We start from the raw sequence: 22,656 nt of genomic DNA on the forward strand, positions 1-22,656 counted from the left end.
CGATATTCACCCCGAACGGCGCCGGTGGACGTTGCAGCGAAGGAACCCGATGACCGAACTCGATGACATTGACCGCCAGCTCATTGCCGCGCTGCAGCTCAACGGCCGAAAGTCCTTCAAGGAAATCGCCGAGGAAACCGGCATCCCCGCCTCCTCCGTGCGCTACCGCGTGCAGCGCCTCGAGGATTCCGGGACGCTGCAGATCGTGGGCATCGCCAACCCGCTCTCGATCGGTTTCGACAGGCTTGCGCTGATCGGGGTGCGCTGCGCGCCGGGCAAGGCCAGGAGCGTCTGCAAGGACATGGCCGAGCTCACCGAATCCAGCTACGTGGTGCTGACCACCGGCAGCTACGACGTCATGGTCGAGGTTGTCTGCCGGGACCTCGAGCACTACACCGAGCTGCTCTACGACAGGCTTCAACTCATCGACGGCGTCGTGGCCACCGAGACCTTCTTTGTCCTCGAGGCGCACAAGCTCGCCTACGGGTGGGGCGTGGGAACCCCGGCGGAGCTGAGCCGGCACCATATGGGGATCAAGCCGGGCGAAGAATCCTGATCGCCCGCACCCGATCCCGCGGCAAACGTCGCGCCGAGGGGACTTCCCCTACTTGTACTCGTTCTCCTTGAGTTCGATCACGAAGGCCCGCCGCTCGCAGATCAGGGCGTCGCGCATCACGAACACCTCGGCCATGACCATGCGCGTGGTTCCGCCGTCGGGCCGGGGCACCTGCCCCGCGATCTCGGCCATCACCTGGTCACCCTCCTCGACCAGCCGGACGATTTCCAGCACCGGCGGGCCAGCGAAGGCCGGGCCGTCGATCGCCTGGTCGTAGGCTTCCTTCCCCACCAGGTGGAAGTACCCGAACACCGTCCATTCGATGTCCTCGGTCAGGCAGGACAATATTTGGGCATGGTCGTTCCTGTTGAACCCGTCGATGTACTTCCTGACGGTCTCCTTGTTTGCGGACATGGCCACCCTCCCGGCGCTTCGACAAACCGAACACTGCCTGAAAGGCTAACGGCCCGCGGGCGCCAACAGAAGGCCTGTCGGTGCCCGCGGGCCGTTGCCCGGGAAAACCCGCGTCTAGCCCAGGCGCACCGGTGCCGCGGCATCGCGGACCAGCCCGGCGGCGTGGGCGGGATCCACGCGCGCCGAACCCTGGCCGAGCTTCTCGCGCAGGGTCCCCTCGCGGTACTGCTTCTTGAAGCGGCCGCGCTTCTGCAGCTCCGGCACCAGCAGGTGGGAGATGTTGGCAAAGGTGTCGGGCACCGTGGCCGCGGCAAGGTTGAAGCCGTCCACGCCCGTCTCCTCCACCCAGGCCTCGAGTTCGTCGGCGACCTTCTCCGCCGAACCCCAGATCACCGGTCCGTCACCGCCGAGCTTGGCGTACTCGGCGATCTCACGGATGGTCCAGTCCCGCTCCGGGTCCGCCTCGGTGAAGGCGGAGACCACGGAGGAGAGCGCGTTGGATTCCTGGAAGGTCAGGACCTCGTCGGGATCCAGGGCGCTGAAGTCGATTCCGGTCCAGCCGGACATCAGCACCAGCGCGCCCGTCGGGTCGGCGACCTCCAAGTGGGAATCGAGCATGGCCTTGGCCTGCGCGTCGGTCTCCCCCACGATCACCAATTGCTGGTTCAGGATCGACACTGCCGAGCCGTCGCGGCCCGCCGCGCCCACTGCCTCGCGCAGGGCGCGCACCTGCTTGGCCAGCACCCGCTTGCTGGGCGCTGCGACAAACACCGATTCGGCATGCCGTGCGGCAAACTTCAGCCCGCGCGGCGAGGCGCCGGCCTGGAAGATGTAGGGGGTGCGCTGGGCCGAGGGTTCGGCCAGGTGCTTGCCCGGCACGTTGAAGAACTCGCCGCGGTGCCCGATGTCGTGCACCTTGGAGGGATCGAGGTAGGTGCCGCCGGCGGCATCCAGGGCCAGGGCCCCGTCCTCCCAGCTGGTTTCCCAGAGCTTGTAGCAGACCTCAAGGTACTCGTCGGCGATGTCGTAGCGGCGCCCGTGCGCCTCCTGTCCGTCGAGGCCCAGGTTCAGGGCGCCGGAGGAAAGGTAGCTGGTGACCACGTTCCAGCCGATGCGCCCCTTGGTGAGGTGGTCAAGGGTGGACATGCGGCGGGCAAACGGGAACGGGTGCTCAAAGGAGACCGAGGCGGTGATGCCGAACCCGAGGTGCTCGGTGGCGGCCGCCATCAGCGGCACCACCTGCATGGGGTCGTTCACCGGGAACTGGATGCCGCCGGTGAGCGCCGCATCGGGACCGCCGCCGTATACGTCGTACACGCCGAGCACGTCGGCCAGGAAGACGGCGTCCAGGAACCCTGCCTCCGCGGTCCGGGCCAGATCCACCCAGTAGTCGATGTCCAGGTAACGGCGCGACTCGTCGCGCGGGTGGCGCCACTGCCCCGGGGAGAGGTGGTTTGGCGTGTTCATGGTGAACGCGTTGAGGATCAGTTCCCTGCCCGCGGGTGTGCTGTTCATTCCCGTGCCGCCTAGTTCCAGGAGTGGCGGGCCGGCAGCACGCCGTTGAGCGCGTAGTTGCCGATCAGGTGGAACTTCCAGCGCACCGGATCGTGCAGCGTGTGGACGCGCGCGTTGCGCCAGAAGCGGTCAAGACGCTTGCCGCCGACCACCGAACGGGTGCCGCCGAGCTCATTCAGCTTGGAGGAGGCGGCCAGGGCAACCTCGGTGGTGAGGATCTTGGCGCGCGCCACGGCCACGGAGGCCGCGGCGACACTCTCGGCGTTCTGGGCGGCCTTTGCCGCATCGACGCTCTGCGCGGCCAGCTGCAGCAGGGCGTTTGCCGCGTGGATGTCGGTGTCCAGCCGGCCGAGCTCGTGCAGGGTCAGCGGGTCCTCGGTGGCGCTGGAGAGGCCGGAGTCGATCCACGGGCGCGAGGCGCGCACCGCTTCAAGCGTCGCGGCGAAGGCGCCGCGGGCGATGCCAAGGTCGATGGCGGCGGTGGTGATCTGGGCCAGCGGGCCGGCGATCGTGGGGTTCTCGTATTCGCGGTACATCGGGAAGACGCGGTCCGCGGGAACCCTCAGGTCGGTGAGCACCACGGAGCCGGAAGCCGTGGCACGCTGCCCGAAGGCGTCCCAGTCCCCCACCACGTGCAGGCCCTCGGCATCGCGCGGCACGAAGGCGAGCAATTCCTTGCCATCCGGGTCCACGGCCAGCACCGGGATCCAGTGGGCGTAGGCGGTGCCGGTGGCGTAGAACTTGCGTCCGTTCACCAGGTAGTCGCCGGACTCGGTGGGTTCGATGCGCGTGGAGATCTCCGCGGCGGTCTTGCCTCCGGCCTCGGAGAAGGCGTTGGCAAAGCGGGCGCCGGAGAGCGCGAGGTCGAAGAAGAACTTCTGTTGCTCCGCGGTTCCTGACAGGCGGATGTCTTCGACCAGGCAGAAGTGGTTCTGCGGGATCTGCCCCACGGATGGTTCGGCCGCGGAGATGCGGGCGATGATTTCCACCAGGGTGGAGGTGGAGGCTCCGAGGCCGCCGAATTCCTGCGGCACTGTCACGGCCCAGAGCCCGCTGCCGGAGAACCTGTCCACGACCTCGTCGGGAATCTTCGCGGCGGCATCGATCGCGGCGCCGTGGGCACCGAATTCCTCGGCGAGTTCGGCGGCGATTTCCAGGGCTTCGGCTTCACTGGCCAGTGTTCTGGCAGTATGGGAGACGGACAAGGCGTTCATGGTGACTCGGACCTTTCGTGACGGGCGTCGGGGGAATCGACTGTGGAAATTTTCCCCGTTTCCGTCATGCGGCGGCATCCCGCGCGTCACAATCCCCGCCTGGCTGTCGCGCGGGGAAACGCGGCGTCATATAGGCCCGCTTCATGACGGTTCGTGACGCCCTCGGGCGGCTCGCCCGCGTCATGATGTCGTCACACAACTGGGCGCTTTCGGTCCTCGGAACGCCGCGTTTTCGTCCTTTTCCCACAATTGGCCAGGTCGCAAGACAGTACCCGACCAGGGCCATTCTCCGAGGTCGGGTCCGGAATCCGCATCCGCCATATCGCGTGGCCTTCGGCCTACGGGGACCCGTCATGGCCGGACAATGCAGAGGCGCCCCAGCGCCGTGGCGGAACGCCGAAGCGGCGTCGGAACGCGCGGCTGAACGCGGCCTCCGAGGTGTATCCCACTTGGGCGGCGATCTGGCCCACCGGATCGGCGGTTGATTTCAGCAGGTAGGCGGCACGGCCCAGCCTGCGTTCGGTGATGTAGGCGGCCGGAGTGGTCCCCAGGAGCCGGGTGAATCTGCCGGCGAAGGCCGAGCGCGAGAGGTTCGCCCTCCGGGCGAGATCCTCCACGCGCCATTCCTGCCCGGGATCCCGGTGAATGGCGCTCAGCACCGGCCCCAGCGAACTGTCCATGGCCGCGGTCAGCCACCCGGGCGGCGCCTTGCCCTCGGTGGCCCACGCCCGCAGCGCATGGATGAACAACAAGTCCAGGATGCGGGAGACCATCACCTGGGCGCCGGGCCGTCCCTCGGCCACCTCGGCAAGCAACAGGTCCAGGCTCAACCGCAGCCACCCGTTGCCGTTCCCCGATCCGTGCACCACGATCGTTGCCGGCAGCACCGAAAGCAGCGGGTCGGCCACCGTGTCATCGACAAGGAATGTCCCCGTCACCCAGGATGCGGCATCGTTGGATTCCAGTTGATGGGCCTCGCCGTGCGGCACCAAGACGAGGTCACCCGCGGACAGCACGTGTGGATCCGTATCGTTGCCCCGGCTCAGTCGCAGGCTCCCCTGTTCCACCAGGTGGAGCAGCCGCGTCCCGCCCGGATACCCGACACGTTCCGCTTCCTCACTGCGACGGTGACGCACATTGTCCCCGCGCAGGTGGATCACGTCGAGTATTTCGGACAGTGCGTCAAGGTCCGCGCCAAGCTCATGCCCCGGCCCGGTCAAGTATGGCGTTTGGGCAAAGTTTGTAGGTTCTACGGTCATGGTTTTTGACCCTTTATCTTCAATAGGCTCAAAGCCTGACTCAGCGGACCTCGCTTGTAAAGAGGGAACCTTCTGCGGGTCGGATCGATTTCCTCGACAGATACGGAGACTGAAATGGGCGAAAAACCAACGATCGTTCTGGTGCACGGATTCTGGGGCGGTGCCGCCCACTGGGCCAAGGTCATCGTGGAGCTGCGCAACCGCGGCTATGACTCGCTCCTTGCCGTCGAGAACCCGCTGACGTCGCTTGCCGATGACGCCGAGCGCACGCGCAAGATGGTGAAGCAGGTTGATGGTCCGGTGCTGTTGGTGGGCCACTCCTACGGTGGTGCCGTGCTGAGCGAGGCCGGCGACCTGCCCAACGTGGTGGGGCTGGTCTTTGTTGCGGCCTTCGCACCCGATGCCGGGGAAAGCCCGGGCGGCATCAGCCAGGAACATCCGCCGGCGGCCATCGAGAACCTCGCGCCGGACTCCGACGGGTACCTGTGGGTCAAGCAGGACAAGTACCACGAGAGCTTCTGCCAGGACCTCGGCGCCGACGAGGCACTGGTCATGGCGGTGGCCCAGAAGGCGCCGCTGGCATCCACCTTCGGTGACAACGTGACGGCACCGGCCTGGCGTGTGAAGCCGAGCTGGTACCAGGTCTCCACGCAGGACCACATGATCCACCCGGACAACCAGCGCCGCATGGCCGAGCGCATGGAAGCGCGCAAGACCATCGAACTTGACGCAAGCCACGCATCCCTGGCCTCGCAACCGGGCGCCATCTGCGACCTGATCGACGATGCCGTGAACGCGCTCGCCACCTAAGGAAAACCACGCACCGGCTCTCGGGCCAAGAACATGGGGTCGCTGCCGCGCACATTGTGCGCGGCAGCGACCTTTTGTGCGTCCCCGCAACATCAAGCCCGGGCGCCTTCCCGCCAGACTCTCCCTCATTCCCCCTTTTGACGTGTCGAAATTAATAGTTAGCAATCCTTACTAACCCAGCTCGATTCTTGTTAGGGTTGAAAATTGCGTGCCGCGATTCGGCACGGTCAAAGCCACAAAATTCCAACTTGGGGGAAACTTGAGACTTAGAAATTGGGTGGGCTGTACGCTCGCGGCACTGGTTGCCGTCGGCGGGCTCACTGCACCAATTGCACCCGCCGTCGCGGCCGCACCGGCAACACCAACCATCGGGAAATGCGCACCTTCGAATGGCGTGGGTGTCGTTGACCCGGCAAATCCGGAGAAACCACAGGCCACGGACAAGAACGTCAGCGTCTACGTCGGCGGCAACTTTACCCGCACTGTGGGTTCCGAGCTCGAAGGCCGGCTGGTTGTGGACGGCAATGCTTCCTTCTCAGGCGGCAACGGGTACAGCATGGGTTCGGTGGGCGCCGGTTCGGGAATCAACCCCGTGGGCGGCACAGACATGATCATGGTTGGTGGCGACCTGGAAATCGGCGACGTATCGCGGATTGTCGTTGCCACCAGGGACGACGCAGGAACCGTGCTTCCCGGACACGTGAAGATCGGTGGGGCGCAGACCGGCACCGGCACCTTCGATGTCGGGAACGACGGAACCGTCAAATCAGGGATCGGCCGCACGGCGGCCCTGGGATCGCCGTCGTTCTCTGACTGGCCGGCGAACGACTTCTCGATACTTCGCGATGTCGCCGAGCGCAACGAGACTGCCGCCGGAACGGTGAAGGGCTCCCACGCCCTCGAGTGGGGAACACTGACGTTGACCGGCGACCCCGGGGCAAGCCGCCACCTGTTCGAGTTTGATGCCGCAACCCTGAACAAGCCCTTCGTCTTGAACCTGGGTGCCAACATCGACCCGACCGAGCCAGTCGTCATTCGTATGACAGGCTCGACGGCAAAGGTCGAAATCCAGGACACCCTCGCCGCGAATACTCCGGTGCTCATGCAGAGCGAGCGCTTCGGCCAGATGGCCTCGCAGATCCTCTGGACCTTCCCGGACGCCACGGACGTGACGCTCGCCGGCGCGCAGTTCCCCGGCACGGTGGTGGTTCCCACCGCGGGCTCGAAGACCACGAACGCCGCAGCGGGCACCAACGGCCGCATCTGGGTAGCGGGTGACCTCACCCAGGACCGCGCCGGATCGGAGTTCCACAACTTCCCGTTCATCGGTGATCCCGAGGCCGGCTGCGAGGAACCACCCACGCCTACCGACCCGGTCGATCCAACGGAGCCGATGCTCGTCACTCCCGTGGAACCGCACGTCGTCCAGGCGACGTGCGATCTCGGTGAGCCCACCGAGCCGACGGTGGAGACTGACCTCACCGAGGGAATCACCTACACCGTCGAGGGCGACATCGCAGCGGGCAGCACCGTCACCGTCAAGGCCACGGCCGATGCGGGCACCATCTTCCCGGCAACCATTGACGGTTGGGTGGTCTCCGAAGACCGTCTGAGCGCCACCAAGGACATCGTGCTCACCACCCCGGAGTGTGAACCCGAGCCGGTGGAACCGCTCGTTGTCACCCCGGTGGCCCCCGAAGTTTCCCAGGCAACCTGCCTTGACGGCGAAGCGACCCGTCCGATCGTCGAGGCGATCGAGGCCGAGGGCATCACCGTCAAGATCACCGGTGACATCGTCGCCGGAAACACCGTCACCGTCACAGCAACCGCCGACAAGGACCACCTCTTCCCAGCCTCCCTTGAGGACTGGACGATCTCCGAGGACCGGACGACCGCCACCAAGGACATCTTGCTCACCACTCCCGAGTGCGAAACCACCCCCGAGGAGACGGTGGAAGTCACCCCCGTCGCCCCGTCAGTGGCACAGGCAACCTGCCTCGATGGCGAAACCACGGTCCCAACGATCGACCTGCCTGAGACCGACGGCATGACGTACGTTCTCGAAGGTGAAGTCGCATCAGGCAAGACGGTCACCGTCACCGCAACCGCTCAGGACGGTTATGTCTTCCCGGTAACCGTTGAGGGCTGGACTGTCTCCGAGGACCGCGCAACCGCCACCCAGGAGATCGTACTCACGAGCGTCGAGTGCGAACCCGAGCCCGTGGAACCGGCAATCGTCACCCCGGTGGCACCTGTCGTGGAGCAGGCCACCTGCTCCAGCGATGGCACCACGGATCCGACCGTGACACCAGCTGTCACCGAGGGCATCAGCTACTCCGTGTCGGGTACCGTAGCCGCCGGAAACACCGTGACGGTCACCGCAACCGCTGACGAGGCAACCAGCTTCCCTGCCAAGGTTGACGGCTGGGTAATCTCCGAAGACCGGGCAACGGCAACCCGGGAGATTGTCCTCGCGACCCCCGAGTGCGAAACCACCACCCCGGTGGAACCCACGGAACCGACCACTCCGGTCGATCCCACGGAGCCAACCGAGCCGTCGACCCCGATCGAGCCCACCACGGTGCCGGGCGGATCCGTCGATGAATCCGGGGAAGCCTCGGGAGAATCGTCCGAGGGAGCTTCGGGCGAGCAGGCCGAAAGCACCACGGAAACCAAGGAGAACGTCTTGGCCGCAACGGGCGCCTCGGCGATTCCGCTGGTTGCCGGCGGCTTGATCCTGCTGCTGATCGGCACGGGACTTGTCGTCTTCCGTCGGCGAGGCAACAACGCCTAGTTCGACGGATCGAACCAGGAATTGAACGGCGGCCGGGCTTGTTGCGAAGCCCGGCCACCGCTTTTGCCCTCCCGAGCCACGGCCCCCGCGAACCGGGGTTGTTGCGTCAGATACGTCGTCCCCAGGTTCAGCGCGGCGCCAGTACGCAGAAGTCGTTGCCTTCCGGGTCTGCGAGGCACGCCCATGGCACGTCACCCTGGCCGAGGTCGACATCGGTGGCACCCAGGGCCCGCAACCGTTCGATTTCCGCCGCATGGTCATCTCCGCCGTAAGGCAACACGTCGAGGTGGACGCGGCCGCAGGCACTGTCCGGATCGAGCGTGCGAAGGAATTCCAGATACGGCCCCACACCTGCCGATGAACGTAGCCTCGCATGGTCATCGGTCACCTCGCCCAGGGTCCAGTCCATCGCATCGTTCCAGAACGCTGCCATGGCCCGCGGATCCGTGCAGTTGACCACCACCGTGGCGATCGGCCCGGTGTCCGCATAAAGCTCCCGCGGTTCCAGCACGCAGAACAGGTTGCCCTCCGGGTCAGCCAGAACGACCCACGGCACGTCGCCTTGGCCAATGTCGGCCTGCGTCGCACCGAGTTCCAGAAGGTGCGCGACCAGTTCCTCTTGGTGGGCCAGCGAGGTGGTGGCCAGGTCAATGTGCGTGCGGTATTTGACCGTCTCTGGATCCGGGACGGTGACGACGTCAATGCACACGGCGGTCGGGTCCGGCCAGGTGAAGTCCGGAGGCTCGACGTTGGTCACGCCGGGCCCCTCGCTGGAAACGCCCCAGCCGAGCGCATCAGCCCAGAATTGGCCGAGCGCCGCATCGTCATGGGCCTTGAAATTCACCTGTACAAGTCGCAGTGCCATACCGCCAGATCTTATACCTGGGAGGCAAACGACTTGGGGACACCTTGCGGTGGTTCGCCCGTCGTATTTCCTAAAGTAAGCGGGACGGCGTGGCACTAGCCCCGAAGATTTGATTACCAAGCTTATGAAGCATGCGTTAGCGCGCTACTGCATTCGCCGACGTAAAGACACTCACCGGCATCTCACGCTGTAGCTTCCACGTGATGGCGATCGGTTTGGAACCTTGGTGCTTGACGTAGTCGACGGCGCCCAAGCAAGTGAACGGCACGACCATCCCGTCTATATCTTTTGCGACGTCGCGGGTGAAAAGCAGGATGTGCGATCCATGATCCTTGCGGTTTAGGTAGCGCCGACCCGTCGGGCTGGTTGGCGCCGTTGCGTTCTGCGACTCCCAATGGAAAAGACGTGGGCTGATCGCGTAGTCCTTGTAGAGCGTGTTGGGATTGTGGACGGCCTCGTCCTTGTCCAGCGTCACGAAGAGGGCATCGGCATCTGTCTGTGGGCACCAAGCAACGCCCTCGCGGTGGTTTACGCCCTTGCCATGTTCCAAGGAACCATAATCAAGGGCCGCGAGCACCTCGGATCGCCAATACGTGGCGTGGGAGTAGAGAGGAATCTGCTGGAGTTCCAGCGGCAGACCCTTCGGCGCATGTGGGCTTCGAGCCACGCCACGAGCGAATGCAGCCAGCAGCTCCTGAACCAGGAAGCCGTTGGCACGGATACGATCCAGCCCATCGTCGTAGGTGGCAAACCCACCGCCGTTGTCCCAGAACGTGAAGAACAGCATGCGGGCAAATATCTGATTTCGCTCCCCCAGTTCCGCATAGCGTGGAGCGTCCATGGAAAGCAGTTCGGAATACGCTTCGGCGCGCTCGGCATCATCAACGTGGAGGAATCGCGTCACCCGTTTGAGCAACTCCCGCTCTTCATCCTGCTGAGCGACGTCAAACTCAACCAGGCTTTCCTCCCATGGAGAACGCGCTGAGATCAGCCCTGCCCGGCGGATCAGGTCCGTCCATGAATCCCCCGTCTTGCGGTAGATGTCCCTAACGTCCCGGCCCGACTCTTCGAGATAGTCATCCAGCCCAAGCAACCCATGGGACCTAATTTCACGAACCAGTGCCGGCTTGTTGAGTTTGAGTTGGGAGCGAACGTTATCCAGCACGATGGTGCGCGCCACTCGGTCCAGCATGAGCTGGCAGCCCGAAGGCAGTCCCGGTGCGCCGTCGTCAATGATCCGTTCCAGCTTCTTGCGCGGAACATCCAGCAGGGCGCGGTACTTGACGTCGAAGCGGAATTCCCGGCGTTGCTGGCCAATGAAGTCCAGCACGGTGAGCACCGCCTTGTCGTCGGCACGACGCAGTCCACGTCCAAGTTGCTGGAGGAAGATGGTCGAACTCTGGGTGGGACGCAGCAGGAGGATCGTGTCGATCTCCGGCACGTCGAGTCCCTCGTTAAAGAGGTCGACGGCGAAGATGCAGTTCAGTTCGCGGGCACGCAGCTTGTCCAGCGCCCCCTCACGTTCCTCGGTGCTTGAATTTCCCGATACCGCAACCGAAGGGATGCCAGCCTCGTTGAATACTTTGGCCATGTAGTTCGCGTGCTGGACTGAGACACAGAATCCCAGCGCACGCATCATGGACGTGCTGAGCACCTTGTCCCGCAGTTCGTTAATGATCTTCAGGGCACGCATGTCGTTGCCGGTGTATACGTTGCTCAGCTGTTCCAGGTCGTAGGACCCTCGCTTCCATTCGATAGCGCTGAGATCGACGTCATCCGCCACCCCGAAGTAGTGGAAGGGAACCAACAAGTCTGCGTCCAGGGCATCCCACAACCGCAGCTCAGAGGCAATCCGTCCATCGAAGTATGTGTCTGCGACATTGACGCCGTCACTGCGTTCGGGTGTTGCGGTGAGTCCCAGTAATTCGTTGGGTTTCAGGTGTTCAATGAGCCTGCGGTACGAGGTTGCCTCGGCATGGTGGAATTCGTCGATCACCATGACGTCAAATGCGCGTGGGTCGATCTTGTCGAGCCCAAAGGCAGCCAGAGACTGGACACTGGCAAACACGTGTTTCCATGCGACTGGCTTTTGCCCATCGACAAACAATTCGCCATAGACACCCTTGCCCAGGACCTTGCGATACGTTGTCAGCGATTGCTCAAGAATTTCCTTGCGGTGTGCCACGAACAATAGTGTGAGTTCCCGACCTGCAGCTTCGCAGAGCAGCTTGTAGTCCAGGGCTGCCAGGACGGTCTTGCCGGTCCCTGTCGCGGCAACCACCAGGTTTTGATGCTCGTTGCGGTTGGTACGGGCCGCATCGAGTTCTTCAAGCATTTCCTTCTGGTGCAGCAACGGATGCACTTCCAAACCTGTGGATCCGAGCATGCGTTCCGCCGTTGTTCCTCCGGCACGTTTTAACGCCGCATCAAGTCGCTCGGCATCCGTATCGGGATCGTAGGGAACAAAGGCATCGTCTTCCCAATAACTGTCAAAGGTCAACGCGAACTTTTGCAAAAGCCCGGGGGTTGCCACACCCGAAAGCCGGACATTCCATTCGAGCCCGTCAAGCAGTGCCGGCCTGCTGAGGTTGGAGCTTCCAACGTACGCAGTGTCAAATCCCGAATTTCGGTGGAACATCCAGGCCTTCGCATGAAGCCTCGTCGCGTTGGTCTCGTAGTTGATACGGACTTCGGCACCGAAACGGCGAACCAATTCATCGATGGCGTGACGTTGGGTGGCGCCCATGTAGGTCGTGGTGATGACGCGTATCGGGATGCCGTGGTCTTTGAGCGCTTCGAGGGATTCAGAAAGAAGCCTCAAACCTTCCCACTTGATGAAGGCGCACAACAGGTCAACACGATCCGCTGAGGAAAGTTCGGCTCTTAGCTCGGCGGCCAGCTGCGGGTCTTCTCGGCTGTTCGTGAGCAAGGCTGCTGCGCTCAATGATGTTTGCGGACGCTTGAATGACCGAGTACGAATGCTGTTGTCGCGTTGCAGTTCGATGAGTTTTTGGGGCCCTGGAAGCACACCTTCGGTGTGCCCAACAAGATCAAGGAGCTGGTTTGTAAGTGTGATCATCTGTCCCGCATCCAGCGCACCCAACCGTGCCTCAATCGCCCGTCCCAGGAATCCCGCCAGCTCCCCCGGGGCGTTCTCGACCGCGATTGCTTCTACCGACAGCTTGTAGCCAGTCAATGACTGCAGTCGCCCAGCCAGATGATCGGTGATCAGACTCTCGAAGATTCCTACGCCCAAGTCGAAAGTGCTTTTTACGCCATGGTTGTCCATCTGGACAGGCTACTCGAATGGGGTCATCACTTCGGGATCATAACGGTACTTGAAGGACGCCAGAGCGCATTGATTCCGGTGTCGCTGATCTGCGCCTCAACGTTATTGTTTACCTCATGGCCGACAGGCCCGCTCCACACTTAGACGATTACCAAACTACATGAGCGGGTGCGATCGCTTGCGATGTCGCACTTCTTGGACTCGTCGTGACCACCATTGCGTGAAGCGAAGAACCTACGGGAGCACTCGAGCGTTCCGTCCACGTCGCCATTGTCTGAGAAAGACATCCCAAAAGAGTCAACCGGTTCATACCGATAGCAGTCAGCTACTGCTTCGTCATAATTATTAGATCCAGAGCAACTAGTCCATATCACCGGTAGTCTGCGGTTAGTTTCGTCCTGGAGAAAGGCAGCACCACATGTCGATTAGCTCGAGACCTTACATCGTGGAAAACAACCATGATTGTGATGGAACCGTGAAATCGTTGCGCGGACAAGTAGTCTCGTTCACCGGCAAGACGTTCTACAGAGGCGAACACCGACAACGCGACGACGTAATGCATGACATTCGCTTTCGCGGCGGCTTCCCACAAAAAGGTAAAAGTAACAGACGGACGACGCTACTAATCCTCGGAGGTCTGCATCCAGATGTCGTCGTCGACAAAGCGAATGTACGTAGTCAGACGCTGATCAATATCGACAAACAAGCAGCTCAGGGAAACCATATTTGTATCGTTGACCACGCAGGATACGAATTACTGGTAAACAACCGCCCCGCTCCCTGCCTTCAACACCGCCGCTCCGCAAATTCTGGCCTATAACCGGCCCCTTGATCGCCGCATCAGTCCGGGCGACCCCGCCATGCCAACTCTGATTGCAATTGCTCTAAATGCAAACACCGCGCTCCAGTTCGCTGGATCTGGCACGGTGCAGAGCCGCGAGACATGGGTTGGCTGCCAGCAACTGACAGTGACACAACGTCAGGCGTCTTCAAAGTGAACCGAATAGTCGCTTACTCGGGGTTGAATAGAAGGCAAGACATACCGGTTCTACATCGTTAGCGAGCTGGTGAGGAACATCTAGTAGGGGTTTGAGACGACTTGAGCAACCACGCAACATTCATTTGGGGTATCGCCGACCTGCTGCGGGGCAACTTCAAGGCCCACCAGTACGGCGACTTCATCCTCCCGTTCACCGTCCTGCGCCGGCTGGACTCGGTCCTGGCCGACACCAAGTCGAAGGTGCTGGAGGTCGTTGCCGAGGCAGAGGCCAAGGGCCTACCAGTCCGCCCGGTGCTCCTGAAGACCAAGGCGGGCCACCAGCACTCGTTCTACAACACCAGCCGCTACGACTTGGGCACCCTCGTCGGGGATGCGGAGAACCTCCGTGAGAACCTGCTGGCCTACCTGAACGCGTTCTCCGAGAACGTGCGTGACATCTTCGTGAAGTACAAGATCGAGGATCGCATCGGGGAACTCGAGGACAACAACCTGCTTCTGCTGGTCGTTCAGCGCTTCGCCGAGGTCGACCTGCACCCGGAGCATGTCTCCAACGCAGAGATGGGCCACATCTTCGAGGAACTCATCCGCAAGTTCGCCGAAGCCTCCAACGAAACCGCCGGTGAGCACTTCACCCCGCGCGAAGTCATCGAACTCATGGTCGACCTGCTGTTCGAGAATGACGATGAGGCCCTGCGCGACGGCGACATTGTCCGGTCGGTGTACGACCCCACGGCCGGCACCGGCGGCATGCTCTCGGTCGCCGAGGACCACCTCACCGACATGAACCCCAAGGCCCGGCTCACCCTCGCCGGCCAGGAACTCAACGCCCAGTCGTACGCCATCTGCAAGGCCGACATGGTCATCAAGGGCCAGTCCGTCGACTCCATCGTCAACGACGACACCCTGCTGTATGACGGGCACGCCGGCACCACGTTCAACTACTGCTTGTCCAACCCGCCCTTCGGCGTGGACTGGAAGAAGCAGGAAAAGGCCGTCCGGGAAGAACACGCGGAGAGGGGCTTCGCCGGCCGCTTCGGCCCGGGCCTGCCCCGCGTCTCCGACGGCTCCATGCTTTTCCTGCTGCACCTGATCTCCAAGATGCGCGAACCGGCCAAGGACTCCACCGGCGGACGCGCGGCCATCGTCCTGAACGGCTCCCCCTTGTTCACCGGCGGCGCCGGGTCCGGCGAATCGAATATCCGCCAGTGGGTGATGGAACGCGATTACCTCGAAGCGATCATCGCCCTGCCGACCGACATGTTCTACAACACCGGCATCAGCACCTACGTCTGGGTGCTCTCCAAGGAGAAGTCCCCGGAGCGCCGCAACAAGGTGCAGCTGGTTGACGGTTCCAAGCTGTTCCGCAAGATGCGCAAGGGACTGGGATCCAAGCGCAACGAACTCGGCCCCGAGGACATCCAGGCAATCGTGAAGCTCTACGGCGAATTCGCGGCGAACGACCAATCGAAGATCTTCAACACCACCGATTTCTTTTACCGCACCATCACCGTCGAACGCCCGCTGAAGCTGAACTTTGCCACCACCAGCGACCGCATCGAGGCCGCTCTGGCAGCCAAGGCCCTCGGCAAGCTCACTGCCGATATATTGGCTGGCCTGCGCACGGCGTTGGAGACCATCGATGCAAGAATGCTGTGGAAGAACCGCGACGAGTTCGCCAAGATCCTGAAGAAACAGCTCAAAGTCGCCGGCACCGAGCTGAGCGCGACCCAGCTGAAGGCTCTCATCGCCGGATTGTCCGAGCGCGACGATACAGCCGACGTGTGCACCAGCACCAAAGGCAAGATCGAAGCCGACGCCGAACTGCGCGACTCCGAAAACGTTCCCTGGAACGAAGCCATCCATGCCTACTTCGAACGCGAAGTGAAACCCTTCGTCCCCGACGCATGGATCGACGAAGACAAAACCAAGGTCGGCTGCGACATCCCCTTCACCCGCTACTTCTACCAGTACGTCCCTCCGCGGCCGTTGGAAGATATCGACGCGGACCTCGACGCCGTCCTCGGCCGCATCCGCGTACGACTCGAGCAGGTCAAAGCATGAGCCTGAAGCCCTACCCCGAATACAGAAAAAGCGGCGTTGAGTGGATCGATGCTGTTCCTGCGGAATGGCCTGTCCTACCGCTAAGGCGAATTGCGTCTGTCGTAAATGGCGGGACGCCAACTCCTCACGAGGAAAATTGGGGAGGGACTGTTCCCTGGGCGACTCCGGTGGACCTAAACCACTTCGATGGAAAGCAGATTACTTCCACCCTGAGGACACTGACATCTCAGGGTCTTTTGAGCGGATCTTCGATTGTTCCAGAAGGAAGTGTCGTTCTCTCTACACGAGCTCCTATCGGATATGTCGCCCGGGCAGCCTCAGCGACAGCTTTTAATCAGGGGTGCAAAGGGTTGATTCCACATATTGGTACTATCGATTCTAAATTTCTTGTGTATGTACTTCTGTCGGCCAAGATTGAATTGACTTCACGTGGTCAAGGGACCACGTTTCTGGAGCTAAGCACCAGCACACTGATGAGTATTCAGATACCCGTCCCCCCAATCGAACTTCAACGCAAGATTTCTGCCTATCTGGATTTTGAGACAGCAGAGATTGATGCGTTCATCGTCGACCAGGAAAAGCTCATCAAGCTTTTAGGAGAACGTCGTACGGCAACTCTCACCCGAGCTGTCACTAAGGGCCTCGATCCGAACGCAGCGATGAAGGACAGCGGCCTGACATGGATTGGTGAAGTGCCAGAGCACTGGCGCCTCTCAAAACTTGGACACCACTATGAGGTCGTGCTCGGTAAGATGCTCGATGGAGCCAAAGAACCACCTTTGGGGGCGCGAAAACTCCCTTACGTTCGCGCCGGCAACATTCAAGACACAGGACTTGATCTATCCGACGTGAATGAAATGGCATTTACCTCCTACGAAGCCGAACGTTTGAACCTCATTGCTAAAGATCTCCTTGTAGTAGAAGGCGGTTCGGTCGGCACCGTACATTATCTGGACTCCGCCATGGATGGCTGGAGCTTCCAGAAGACCGTGAATCGCGTTAGATCCCTAGGATCAGCAGATACCAAGTATTTGGGGCACCTGATCCGCATGTTCAGAGATGCGGAGGTGTTTGAGGTCATCTGTAACGGTTCTACGATCATGCATCTGACCGCGGAGAAACTGCGGGCACTCACGATCCCGCTCCCCGACATCGGCGAGCAGCGGTCGATCGCCGAATTCATCGACCACGAGATAGCAGAGATTGACGCGACGATCGCGGAAGCGCGAGAGGCTATTACCTTCTCGAAGGAGCGTCGTGCCGCAGTGATTAGTGCCGCGGTGACAGGGAAAATTGATGTCCGCAGAGCCTTGGCCACGGCGGCAAATATGGTGGGGGTTGATACCGTTGGCGTTGCATAACGAGATCGAGTTCGAGAACAGCATCTGCAACCACCTGGCCACCCATGGTTGGCTCTATTCCCCCACCGATGATGGCTACGACCGCGAGCGGGGCCTCTTCCCGGAGGACGTTTTCGGTTGGCTGGAAGACACCGCGCCGGACGAGCTGGCGAAGGTCCTCAAGCCAGGCTTGAACCCGACGATGAGGGCGAAGGCGAAGCTCCGGGTGCTCAATCGCCTGGTGTCGGTGATGGTTGCCGATCCGTCCAATGGCGGCGGAACGCTGAACGCCATCAAGAAGCCGATCGGGGTGACCCCGGCGTCGTTGCGGATGTTCCAGCCCAAGCCTGCTGACGGGCTGAACTCGGCCACCGTGAAACGCTACGGGCTCAACCGGTTGCGGGTCATGCGGCAGGTCCACTACTCCAAGACCAGCAACAAGTCCTTGGATTTGGTCTTCTTCCTCAACGGGATCCCGGTGGCAACGGTCGAGCTGAAGACGGACCTGACACAGGACGCCGAGGCCGCACTGAAGCAGTACAAGCAGGACCGCAACCCCAAGGGCGAGCCTCTGCTGTCCTATGGCCGCGGGGCGCTGGTGCACTTTGTGGTGTCCAACCAGGAAGTGCACATGACCACGAAGCTGGAAGGACCCTCGACCCGGTTCCTGCCGTTCAACGCCGGCAGGAACAACGGTGCCGGTAATACGCCCCGGGAAGGCACCTCCCCGACCGCGTACTTCTGGGAAGACCTGCTGGAGCCCGAGGCGTGGCTGACCATCCTGGGCAAGTTCATCCACTACCGCTTCGAGGAAGACACCCACCCGATCACCGGAAAGAAATCCTTCAAGGCTTCGACCCGGTTCCCTCGCTACCACCAGTGGCGTGCCGTCAACGCCCTGGCAGGCACGGCCCTGTCCGAGGGCCCGGGACACACCTACCTGATCCAGCATTCGGCCGGTTCCGGGAAGACCGATTCGATCGCTTGGATCGCCTACCGGCTGGCCTCCCTGCACCGCAACGACGGGTCCAAGCTCTTCGACGGGGTCATCGTCATCAGCGACCGAACCGTCTTGGACGGGCAACTTCAAAAGGCCATTGAGCAGCTCGAGACCGTCGCCGGGGTGTTCGCCCCGATCACCCACGGCTCCGAGGGCTCCAAGTCCAAGCAGCTGGCCGAGGCGCTGCTCAAGGGACGGCAGATCATCGGCGTGACCCTCCAGACTTTCCCGCACGCCATGGAGGAAATCCGCAAGAACAAGGGCCTGAAGGGGCGCAACTATGCGATCATTGCCGACGAGGCCCACTCCTCGCAGTCCGGGGACGCAGCCAAGTCGCTGAAGAAGGTCCTCACCGCCATCGGCCTGGAGGAAGGCGAGGACATCAGCACCGAGGACGTGCTGGCCGCCGAAATGGCTGCCCGCGCCGGCGGCACCATGAACCTGTCGTTCTTCGCGTTCACTGCCACCCCAAAGGCGAAGACCATCGAGCTCTTCGGTCGACCGGACGCGAACGGGAACATGGAGGTCTTCGACCTCTACTCGATGAAGCAGGCCATCGAGGAGGGTTTCATCCTCGACGTGCTGCAGAACTACACCACCTACGAGATGGCCGCCAGGATCGCCCAGGCCGACCAGGACGCCGCCGAGCTTGAGGTGGACCGCGACCAAGGCGCCAAGCAGCTGATGCAATGGGTGAGGCTGCACCCGCACAACATCGCCCAGAAGGTCGCGATCATCGTGGAGCACTTCCGCGAAAACGTCGCCCACCATCTGGCCGGCCGAGCCAAGGCCATGATCGTCACTTCGTCGCGCAAGGAAGCGGTCCGCTACAAGCTGGCGATCGACAAGTACCTGCAGCTCAAGGGATACCAGACCGAGCTCGCGGCCCTGGTCGCGTTCTCCGGCGAGGTGACCGATTCCGCATCCGGGCCGGATGCGTTCACCGAACACACTATGAACCCGGGGCTGAAAGGCCGCTCGCTGACCAAAGCGTTCGGCACGGACGAATTCCAAATCATGCTGGTGGCCAACAAGTTCCAGACCGGGTTCGACCAGCCGCTGCTGGTGGGCATGTACGTGGACAAGAAGCTCTCGGGCATCGCCGCGGTGCAAACACTGTCCCGGCTCAACCGGGTGATCCCCGGCAAGGACAAGACTTTTGTCCTGGATTTCGCCAACGACACGAACACCATCCTCGAGGCGTTCCAGACCTATTACGAGGACGCGTCCATCCAGGAGGCGTCCAACCCGGACATCATCCACGACATGATCATGAAGCTGGACTCGACGGGGATCTACAACGACCGGGACGTCGACCTGGTCGCCGCGAAGTGGGTGGAACAACGCAACCACAATGGGCTGGTCTCTCACCTGCAGCCGGCCATCGACTTGTTCCACGACCGTCGCAAGCAAGCCACATTGACCTACAACACGCTGGAACTCGAGCAGCTCGACGAGTTCCGGAAGACGGCCGGGGCGTTCAACAAGTCCTACGACTTCTTCTCGCAGATCATCGACTACGGGAACACCCGCATCGAGAAACTCGCGATCTATCTGAAGCTGCTGGCCAAGGCATTGCAAACCAGCGCCACGGGTAACTCCCTGGACCTCAGCGATGTGGTGCTCACCCACTACGCGCTGAAAAAGCAGGAAGCCAAGGACCTCAAGCTGGTCGACGGGCAGGGCAAGGGGCTCAAGGGCGTGACGGCCGTGGGCTCCGGGGTGGTGCGTGAGAAAACCCTGGGTACGTTCGAGGGGCTGATCGAGCAGATCAACAAGCTCTTCGAAGGCACCGGCATCAGCGACGAGGACCAGATCAACGTGTTCGAGTCGGTCTTGCGCCACGCCGAATCCCATGAGCAGCTGCAGCGCGAGGCGGTCGCCAACGGCACCGCGGACTTCAATTCCTCCCCCACGCTGTCGGAAACTGTAGAGGAAATCATCTACACCGCGGGCGAGGGTCACCAGAAGGCCATCAACGTACTCCTTGAACTGGGCGGACCCGAGAAGATCGTCGAGGTCCTCCTCGCGGCCGGACTGCAGGACAGATTGCGGCAACGAGCCCAGATAGACGCCATGCTGAATAACTAGGCACAGGGTCTCCCGTAGGAGCTGGACATGTAGACATGTAGACATCGACCCCGATAAATCACGCCCCGGGTTCAGGAGCCTCATGAAAAATCCGAGCTACTACCCTTAGATTAAGGTTGCGCATTCGTGATCCTACCTCGACACGGAGAAGGACAAGGCTGTTCCATGCCGTCAAGAATGGATATGCAGTCGCGGTGATTCCACCACAGTCTGCAGTTGGACATGATAATACTTACATTCACAAAATATAAACTTTAACAACAATTCACATTGGAGTCGCACATGAGAATATCTTCTATTGAAATCGACGGACTAACCGGGAGAAGGAAGAAATTTAAAGCATCTTTCGATGACAACATCAATGTGATCTGGGGATCGAACGGTTCTGGAAAGACAACAGTTCTAAAAATCATCCACAGCGCCATGACAGGTGAAACGGCGCCGCTACTTAGGCTTAGTTTCACCTCCGCCAAAGTCGAGTTCACCGACGGGCGCGGTCGAAGAATCATTCGAACACTCAGTCGACGCGAATCACACCGGGCAGCTTTGTTCGATTTCACAGACTCTCCCGTTTTCGAGAATTTCACAAGGGATCCGGATCTCGAGCGATATGAACTCATTGAGGATGCTCGCACGCTTCGCTGGCATTCTGATGGTGGTATCGATGAAGAGGGGTACCTGTCACATCGATATCTACCAATTTCACGAATATTCGATTTTCGAAACCGTCAGGGACGACGCAATAGAGGCGGCCTTGGCGAGGTCCTTGACGAGGTGGAATATGACCGCGTCTTTGCCGAGCAAATTCAATCGCTTTGGAGCGAGTTCCGCTCGATGGCTCTATCGCATACGAGATTTGCTCAGCAAGATGCCATCAATCGCATCCTAGGGGCGGTTCTTGCGGGAGATGACGGCAGAGTCGCTGAGTCAGAGACCGCCCAAGTGCCGATTGAAGACGCCCGGCGATTGGTCGAGGAGTTCTTCAGGGCCAACAGGAGTCTCGGCAGACACGTTAAAGTTGATAAAGTCATCAGCGATTATGAAGTGAATCCGTTAATGAATAGAGTTGTCAGAACGGTCAGTGAAGTACAAAAACAAATTGAATTTGAGCTTGCTCCAGAAAAAAGATTTACTGAAGTGCTAAATGAATTGTACGCTCCAAATAAAGCCGTGGACACTTCGGGGCCAAGACGCTTATCCGTGACACTGGGAAGAACTAAGCGTCCGATACCCATCGAAGGTCTTTCCAGCGGCGAAAAACAAGTCATGCGAATTCTGCTTGAAACGCTCGTTGCCGGCTCTTCCCCCGTTATTGTGGATGAACCAGAGATCTCCCTTCATGTCGACTGGCACGGCTATTTGTTGGAAAAAATGCATTATATCAACCCCGACGCGCAGCTTGTGATAGCATCCCATTCCCCGGAAATTGTTGGTGCCCTGGGTAATGAAGGGCGCTTGATTGAAGCCTAGTGCGACCACTGCGTCTATTCCCCCTAGCTGGACCCTGACAGGATTTCACGGTCGAGTAAAGACATCAAATAAATTTAATCTCTTTGTCATAACTGAAGGCACAGATGGAGACTCTTACTTCTACGATAGAATTGCGAAGTCGAGCTCGAATCCATTAGTTCAATCAGTAAAGGTCTACCCTGTGGGCCAAATTACCCGCCCAGAGCATGACAAGAGCTTGAAAGGAAACCCTGGAAAGGTTTCAGTTATTCGCGCCTATGAGGCCACAAAGAACTTTCATGCTTTCTCGTACGGTCAGGCGTCAAGCAAGAAGTCCATCATGTTTTGCGTGGACAGAGATTTTACGGACACACATCTGCCGTTCGAACATGACGATCACTTTGTAGTTACTCAGCAGCGAGACGTCGAAGCAGAAATCATTCATAATGCTGACACTGTCCTCGCAATTCAACACTTGGTCTCGAAAGACTCGGTCGATGCAACAAAAATCGTGAATGGTTTGGGTGATTGGCGGATCGATCTGACAAAGCGTTGGAAAGACTGGATGGTTCTTAGTATGGTTGCGGTCAATCTACCGTCCGCACCACCTGGCGTCACCTGGTCGGAACTATCGCTAATAAACGAAAATGCGTTTGGCAGAGTCGAATCTGATAAAAAATCATTATTTGAATCGAAACTTATTGAAAAACTTGGTTCTAGAAATCAACTTGAGATAAAGAAGCGAGAAGCTCGAGCGCGTCTATCGAAGCTCGTTGAAGATCATGGTAGGTCGTCATTGGTGAAGGGTAAATGGTATCCGAAGTACTTTGGGTACGTCCTTCCAAACCTCTGTAATGTCAAAACTTCTCGAGTTCAATCAAATTGCCTTACGGCGTTTTCGTCTGCTTTAACTTACGATGCCGACTGGTCCAAGTATTATAAAATAAAATTTGAAAAACCTTTTCTTAATTAAAATTGCTATCATAGCAAGTTCTTCTA

At 60.4% G+C, this 22,656-nt stretch carries 15 protein-coding genes; 9 read left to right on the plus strand and 6 right to left on the minus strand.

Annotation, left to right across the window (positions count from 1 at the left end; all coding sequences use genetic code 11):
- Positions 1–49: 49 nt before the first annotated feature.
- A complete protein-coding gene (locus tag ACSYDW_RS05955) occupies positions 50–556 on the plus strand; it encodes an Lrp/AsnC family transcriptional regulator (protein WP_438337792.1) in 507 nt (168 codons plus the stop codon).
- 48 nt (positions 557–604) lie between these two features.
- On the opposite strand, the gene ACSYDW_RS05960 is transcribed toward ACSYDW_RS05955, so the two are convergent.
- The 4 genes from ACSYDW_RS05960 to ACSYDW_RS05975 all read right to left on the minus strand — a co-directional run bounded on the left by ACSYDW_RS05960 (position 605) and on the right by ACSYDW_RS05975 (position 4,958).
- Positions 605–970 (minus strand): nuclear transport factor 2 family protein, encoded by a 366-nt coding sequence (locus ACSYDW_RS05960; RefSeq protein ID WP_438337793.1) that lies wholly within the window; start codon positions 968–970, stop codon positions 605–607.
- Positions 971–1,084: 114 nt separating this feature from the next.
- Positions 1,085–2,485, minus strand: coding sequence for an LLM class flavin-dependent oxidoreductase (locus ACSYDW_RS05965; RefSeq protein WP_438337794.1), 1,401 nt, complete (start codon positions 2,483–2,485; stop codon positions 1,085–1,087).
- A gap of 11 nt (positions 2,486–2,496) precedes the next feature.
- Entirely contained in the window at positions 2,497–3,699 is a 1,203-nt protein-coding gene (locus tag ACSYDW_RS05970; protein WP_438337795.1) for an SfnB family sulfur acquisition oxidoreductase, read from the minus strand.
- A 338-nt stretch (positions 3,700–4,037) separates the two neighbouring features.
- The gene (locus ACSYDW_RS05975) at positions 4,038–4,958 is read right to left on the minus strand and encodes an AraC family transcriptional regulator (protein ID WP_438337796.1); all 921 of its coding nucleotides are present in this window, start codon (positions 4,956–4,958) and stop codon (positions 4,038–4,040) included.
- A 114-nt stretch (positions 4,959–5,072) separates the two neighbouring features.
- On the opposite strand from ACSYDW_RS05975, the gene ACSYDW_RS05980 reads away from it, so the two are divergent.
- Both ACSYDW_RS05980 and ACSYDW_RS05985 read left to right on the plus strand, forming a co-directional pair.
- The gene (locus ACSYDW_RS05980; RefSeq protein ID WP_438337797.1) at positions 5,073–5,768 is read left to right on the plus strand and encodes an alpha/beta hydrolase; all 696 of its coding nucleotides are present in this window, start codon (positions 5,073–5,075) and stop codon (positions 5,766–5,768) included.
- A 394-nt stretch (positions 5,769–6,162) separates the two neighbouring features.
- Positions 6,163–8,562 (plus strand): choice-of-anchor A family protein, encoded by a 2,400-nt coding sequence (locus ACSYDW_RS05985; protein WP_438337798.1) that lies wholly within the window; start codon positions 6,163–6,165, stop codon positions 8,560–8,562.
- Positions 8,563–8,689: 127 nt separating this feature from the next.
- On the opposite strand, the gene ACSYDW_RS05990 is transcribed toward ACSYDW_RS05985, so the two are convergent.
- Both ACSYDW_RS05990 and ACSYDW_RS05995 read right to left on the minus strand, forming a co-directional pair.
- Positions 8,690–9,427, minus strand: coding sequence for a VOC family protein (locus tag ACSYDW_RS05990; protein ID WP_438337799.1), 738 nt, complete (start codon positions 9,425–9,427; stop codon positions 8,690–8,692).
- A gap of 136 nt (positions 9,428–9,563) precedes the next feature.
- Positions 9,564–12,716, minus strand: a complete 3,153-nt coding sequence (locus ACSYDW_RS05995) for a DEAD/DEAH box helicase (protein ID WP_438337800.1) — start codon at positions 12,714–12,716, stop codon at positions 9,564–9,566.
- 418 nt (positions 12,717–13,134) lie between these two features.
- On the opposite strand from ACSYDW_RS05995, the gene ACSYDW_RS06000 reads away from it, so the two are divergent.
- The 6 genes from ACSYDW_RS06000 to ACSYDW_RS06025 all read left to right on the plus strand — a co-directional run bounded on the left by ACSYDW_RS06000 (position 13,135) and on the right by ACSYDW_RS06025 (position 22,630).
- Complete coding sequence (locus ACSYDW_RS06000; RefSeq protein ID WP_438337801.1) at positions 13,135–13,536, plus strand: hypothetical protein; 402 nt, start codon at positions 13,135–13,137, stop codon at positions 13,534–13,536.
- Between the two features lie 279 nt (positions 13,537–13,815).
- The gene (locus ACSYDW_RS06005; RefSeq protein WP_438337802.1) at positions 13,816–15,777 is read left to right on the plus strand and encodes a type I restriction-modification system subunit M; all 1,962 of its coding nucleotides are present in this window, start codon (positions 13,816–13,818) and stop codon (positions 15,775–15,777) included.
- The gene (locus ACSYDW_RS06010; RefSeq protein WP_438337803.1) at positions 15,774–17,138 is read left to right on the plus strand and encodes a restriction endonuclease subunit S; all 1,365 of its coding nucleotides are present in this window, start codon (positions 15,774–15,776) and stop codon (positions 17,136–17,138) included. The genes ACSYDW_RS06005 and ACSYDW_RS06010 overlap by 4 nt, the downstream gene beginning before the upstream one ends.
- Positions 17,125–20,208 carry a type I restriction endonuclease subunit R gene (locus ACSYDW_RS06015; protein ID WP_438337804.1) on the plus strand — a complete coding sequence of 1,028 codons (3,084 nt, stop codon included), beginning with the start codon at positions 17,125–17,127 and terminating at the stop codon, positions 20,206–20,208. The genes ACSYDW_RS06010 and ACSYDW_RS06015 overlap by 14 nt, the downstream gene beginning before the upstream one ends.
- A gap of 282 nt (positions 20,209–20,490) precedes the next feature.
- Positions 20,491–21,678, plus strand: a complete 1,188-nt coding sequence (locus ACSYDW_RS06020; RefSeq protein WP_438337805.1) for an AAA family ATPase — start codon at positions 20,491–20,493, stop codon at positions 21,676–21,678.
- A gap of 181 nt (positions 21,679–21,859) precedes the next feature.
- A complete protein-coding gene (locus ACSYDW_RS06025) occupies positions 21,860–22,630 on the plus strand; it encodes a hypothetical protein (RefSeq protein WP_438337806.1) in 771 nt (256 codons plus the stop codon).
- Positions 22,631–22,656: the final 26 nt, after the last annotated feature.

Source organism: Paeniglutamicibacter selenitireducens (genome assembly GCF_051550675.1).
Taxonomy (GTDB): Bacteria; Actinomycetota; Actinomycetes; order Actinomycetales; family Micrococcaceae; genus Paeniglutamicibacter.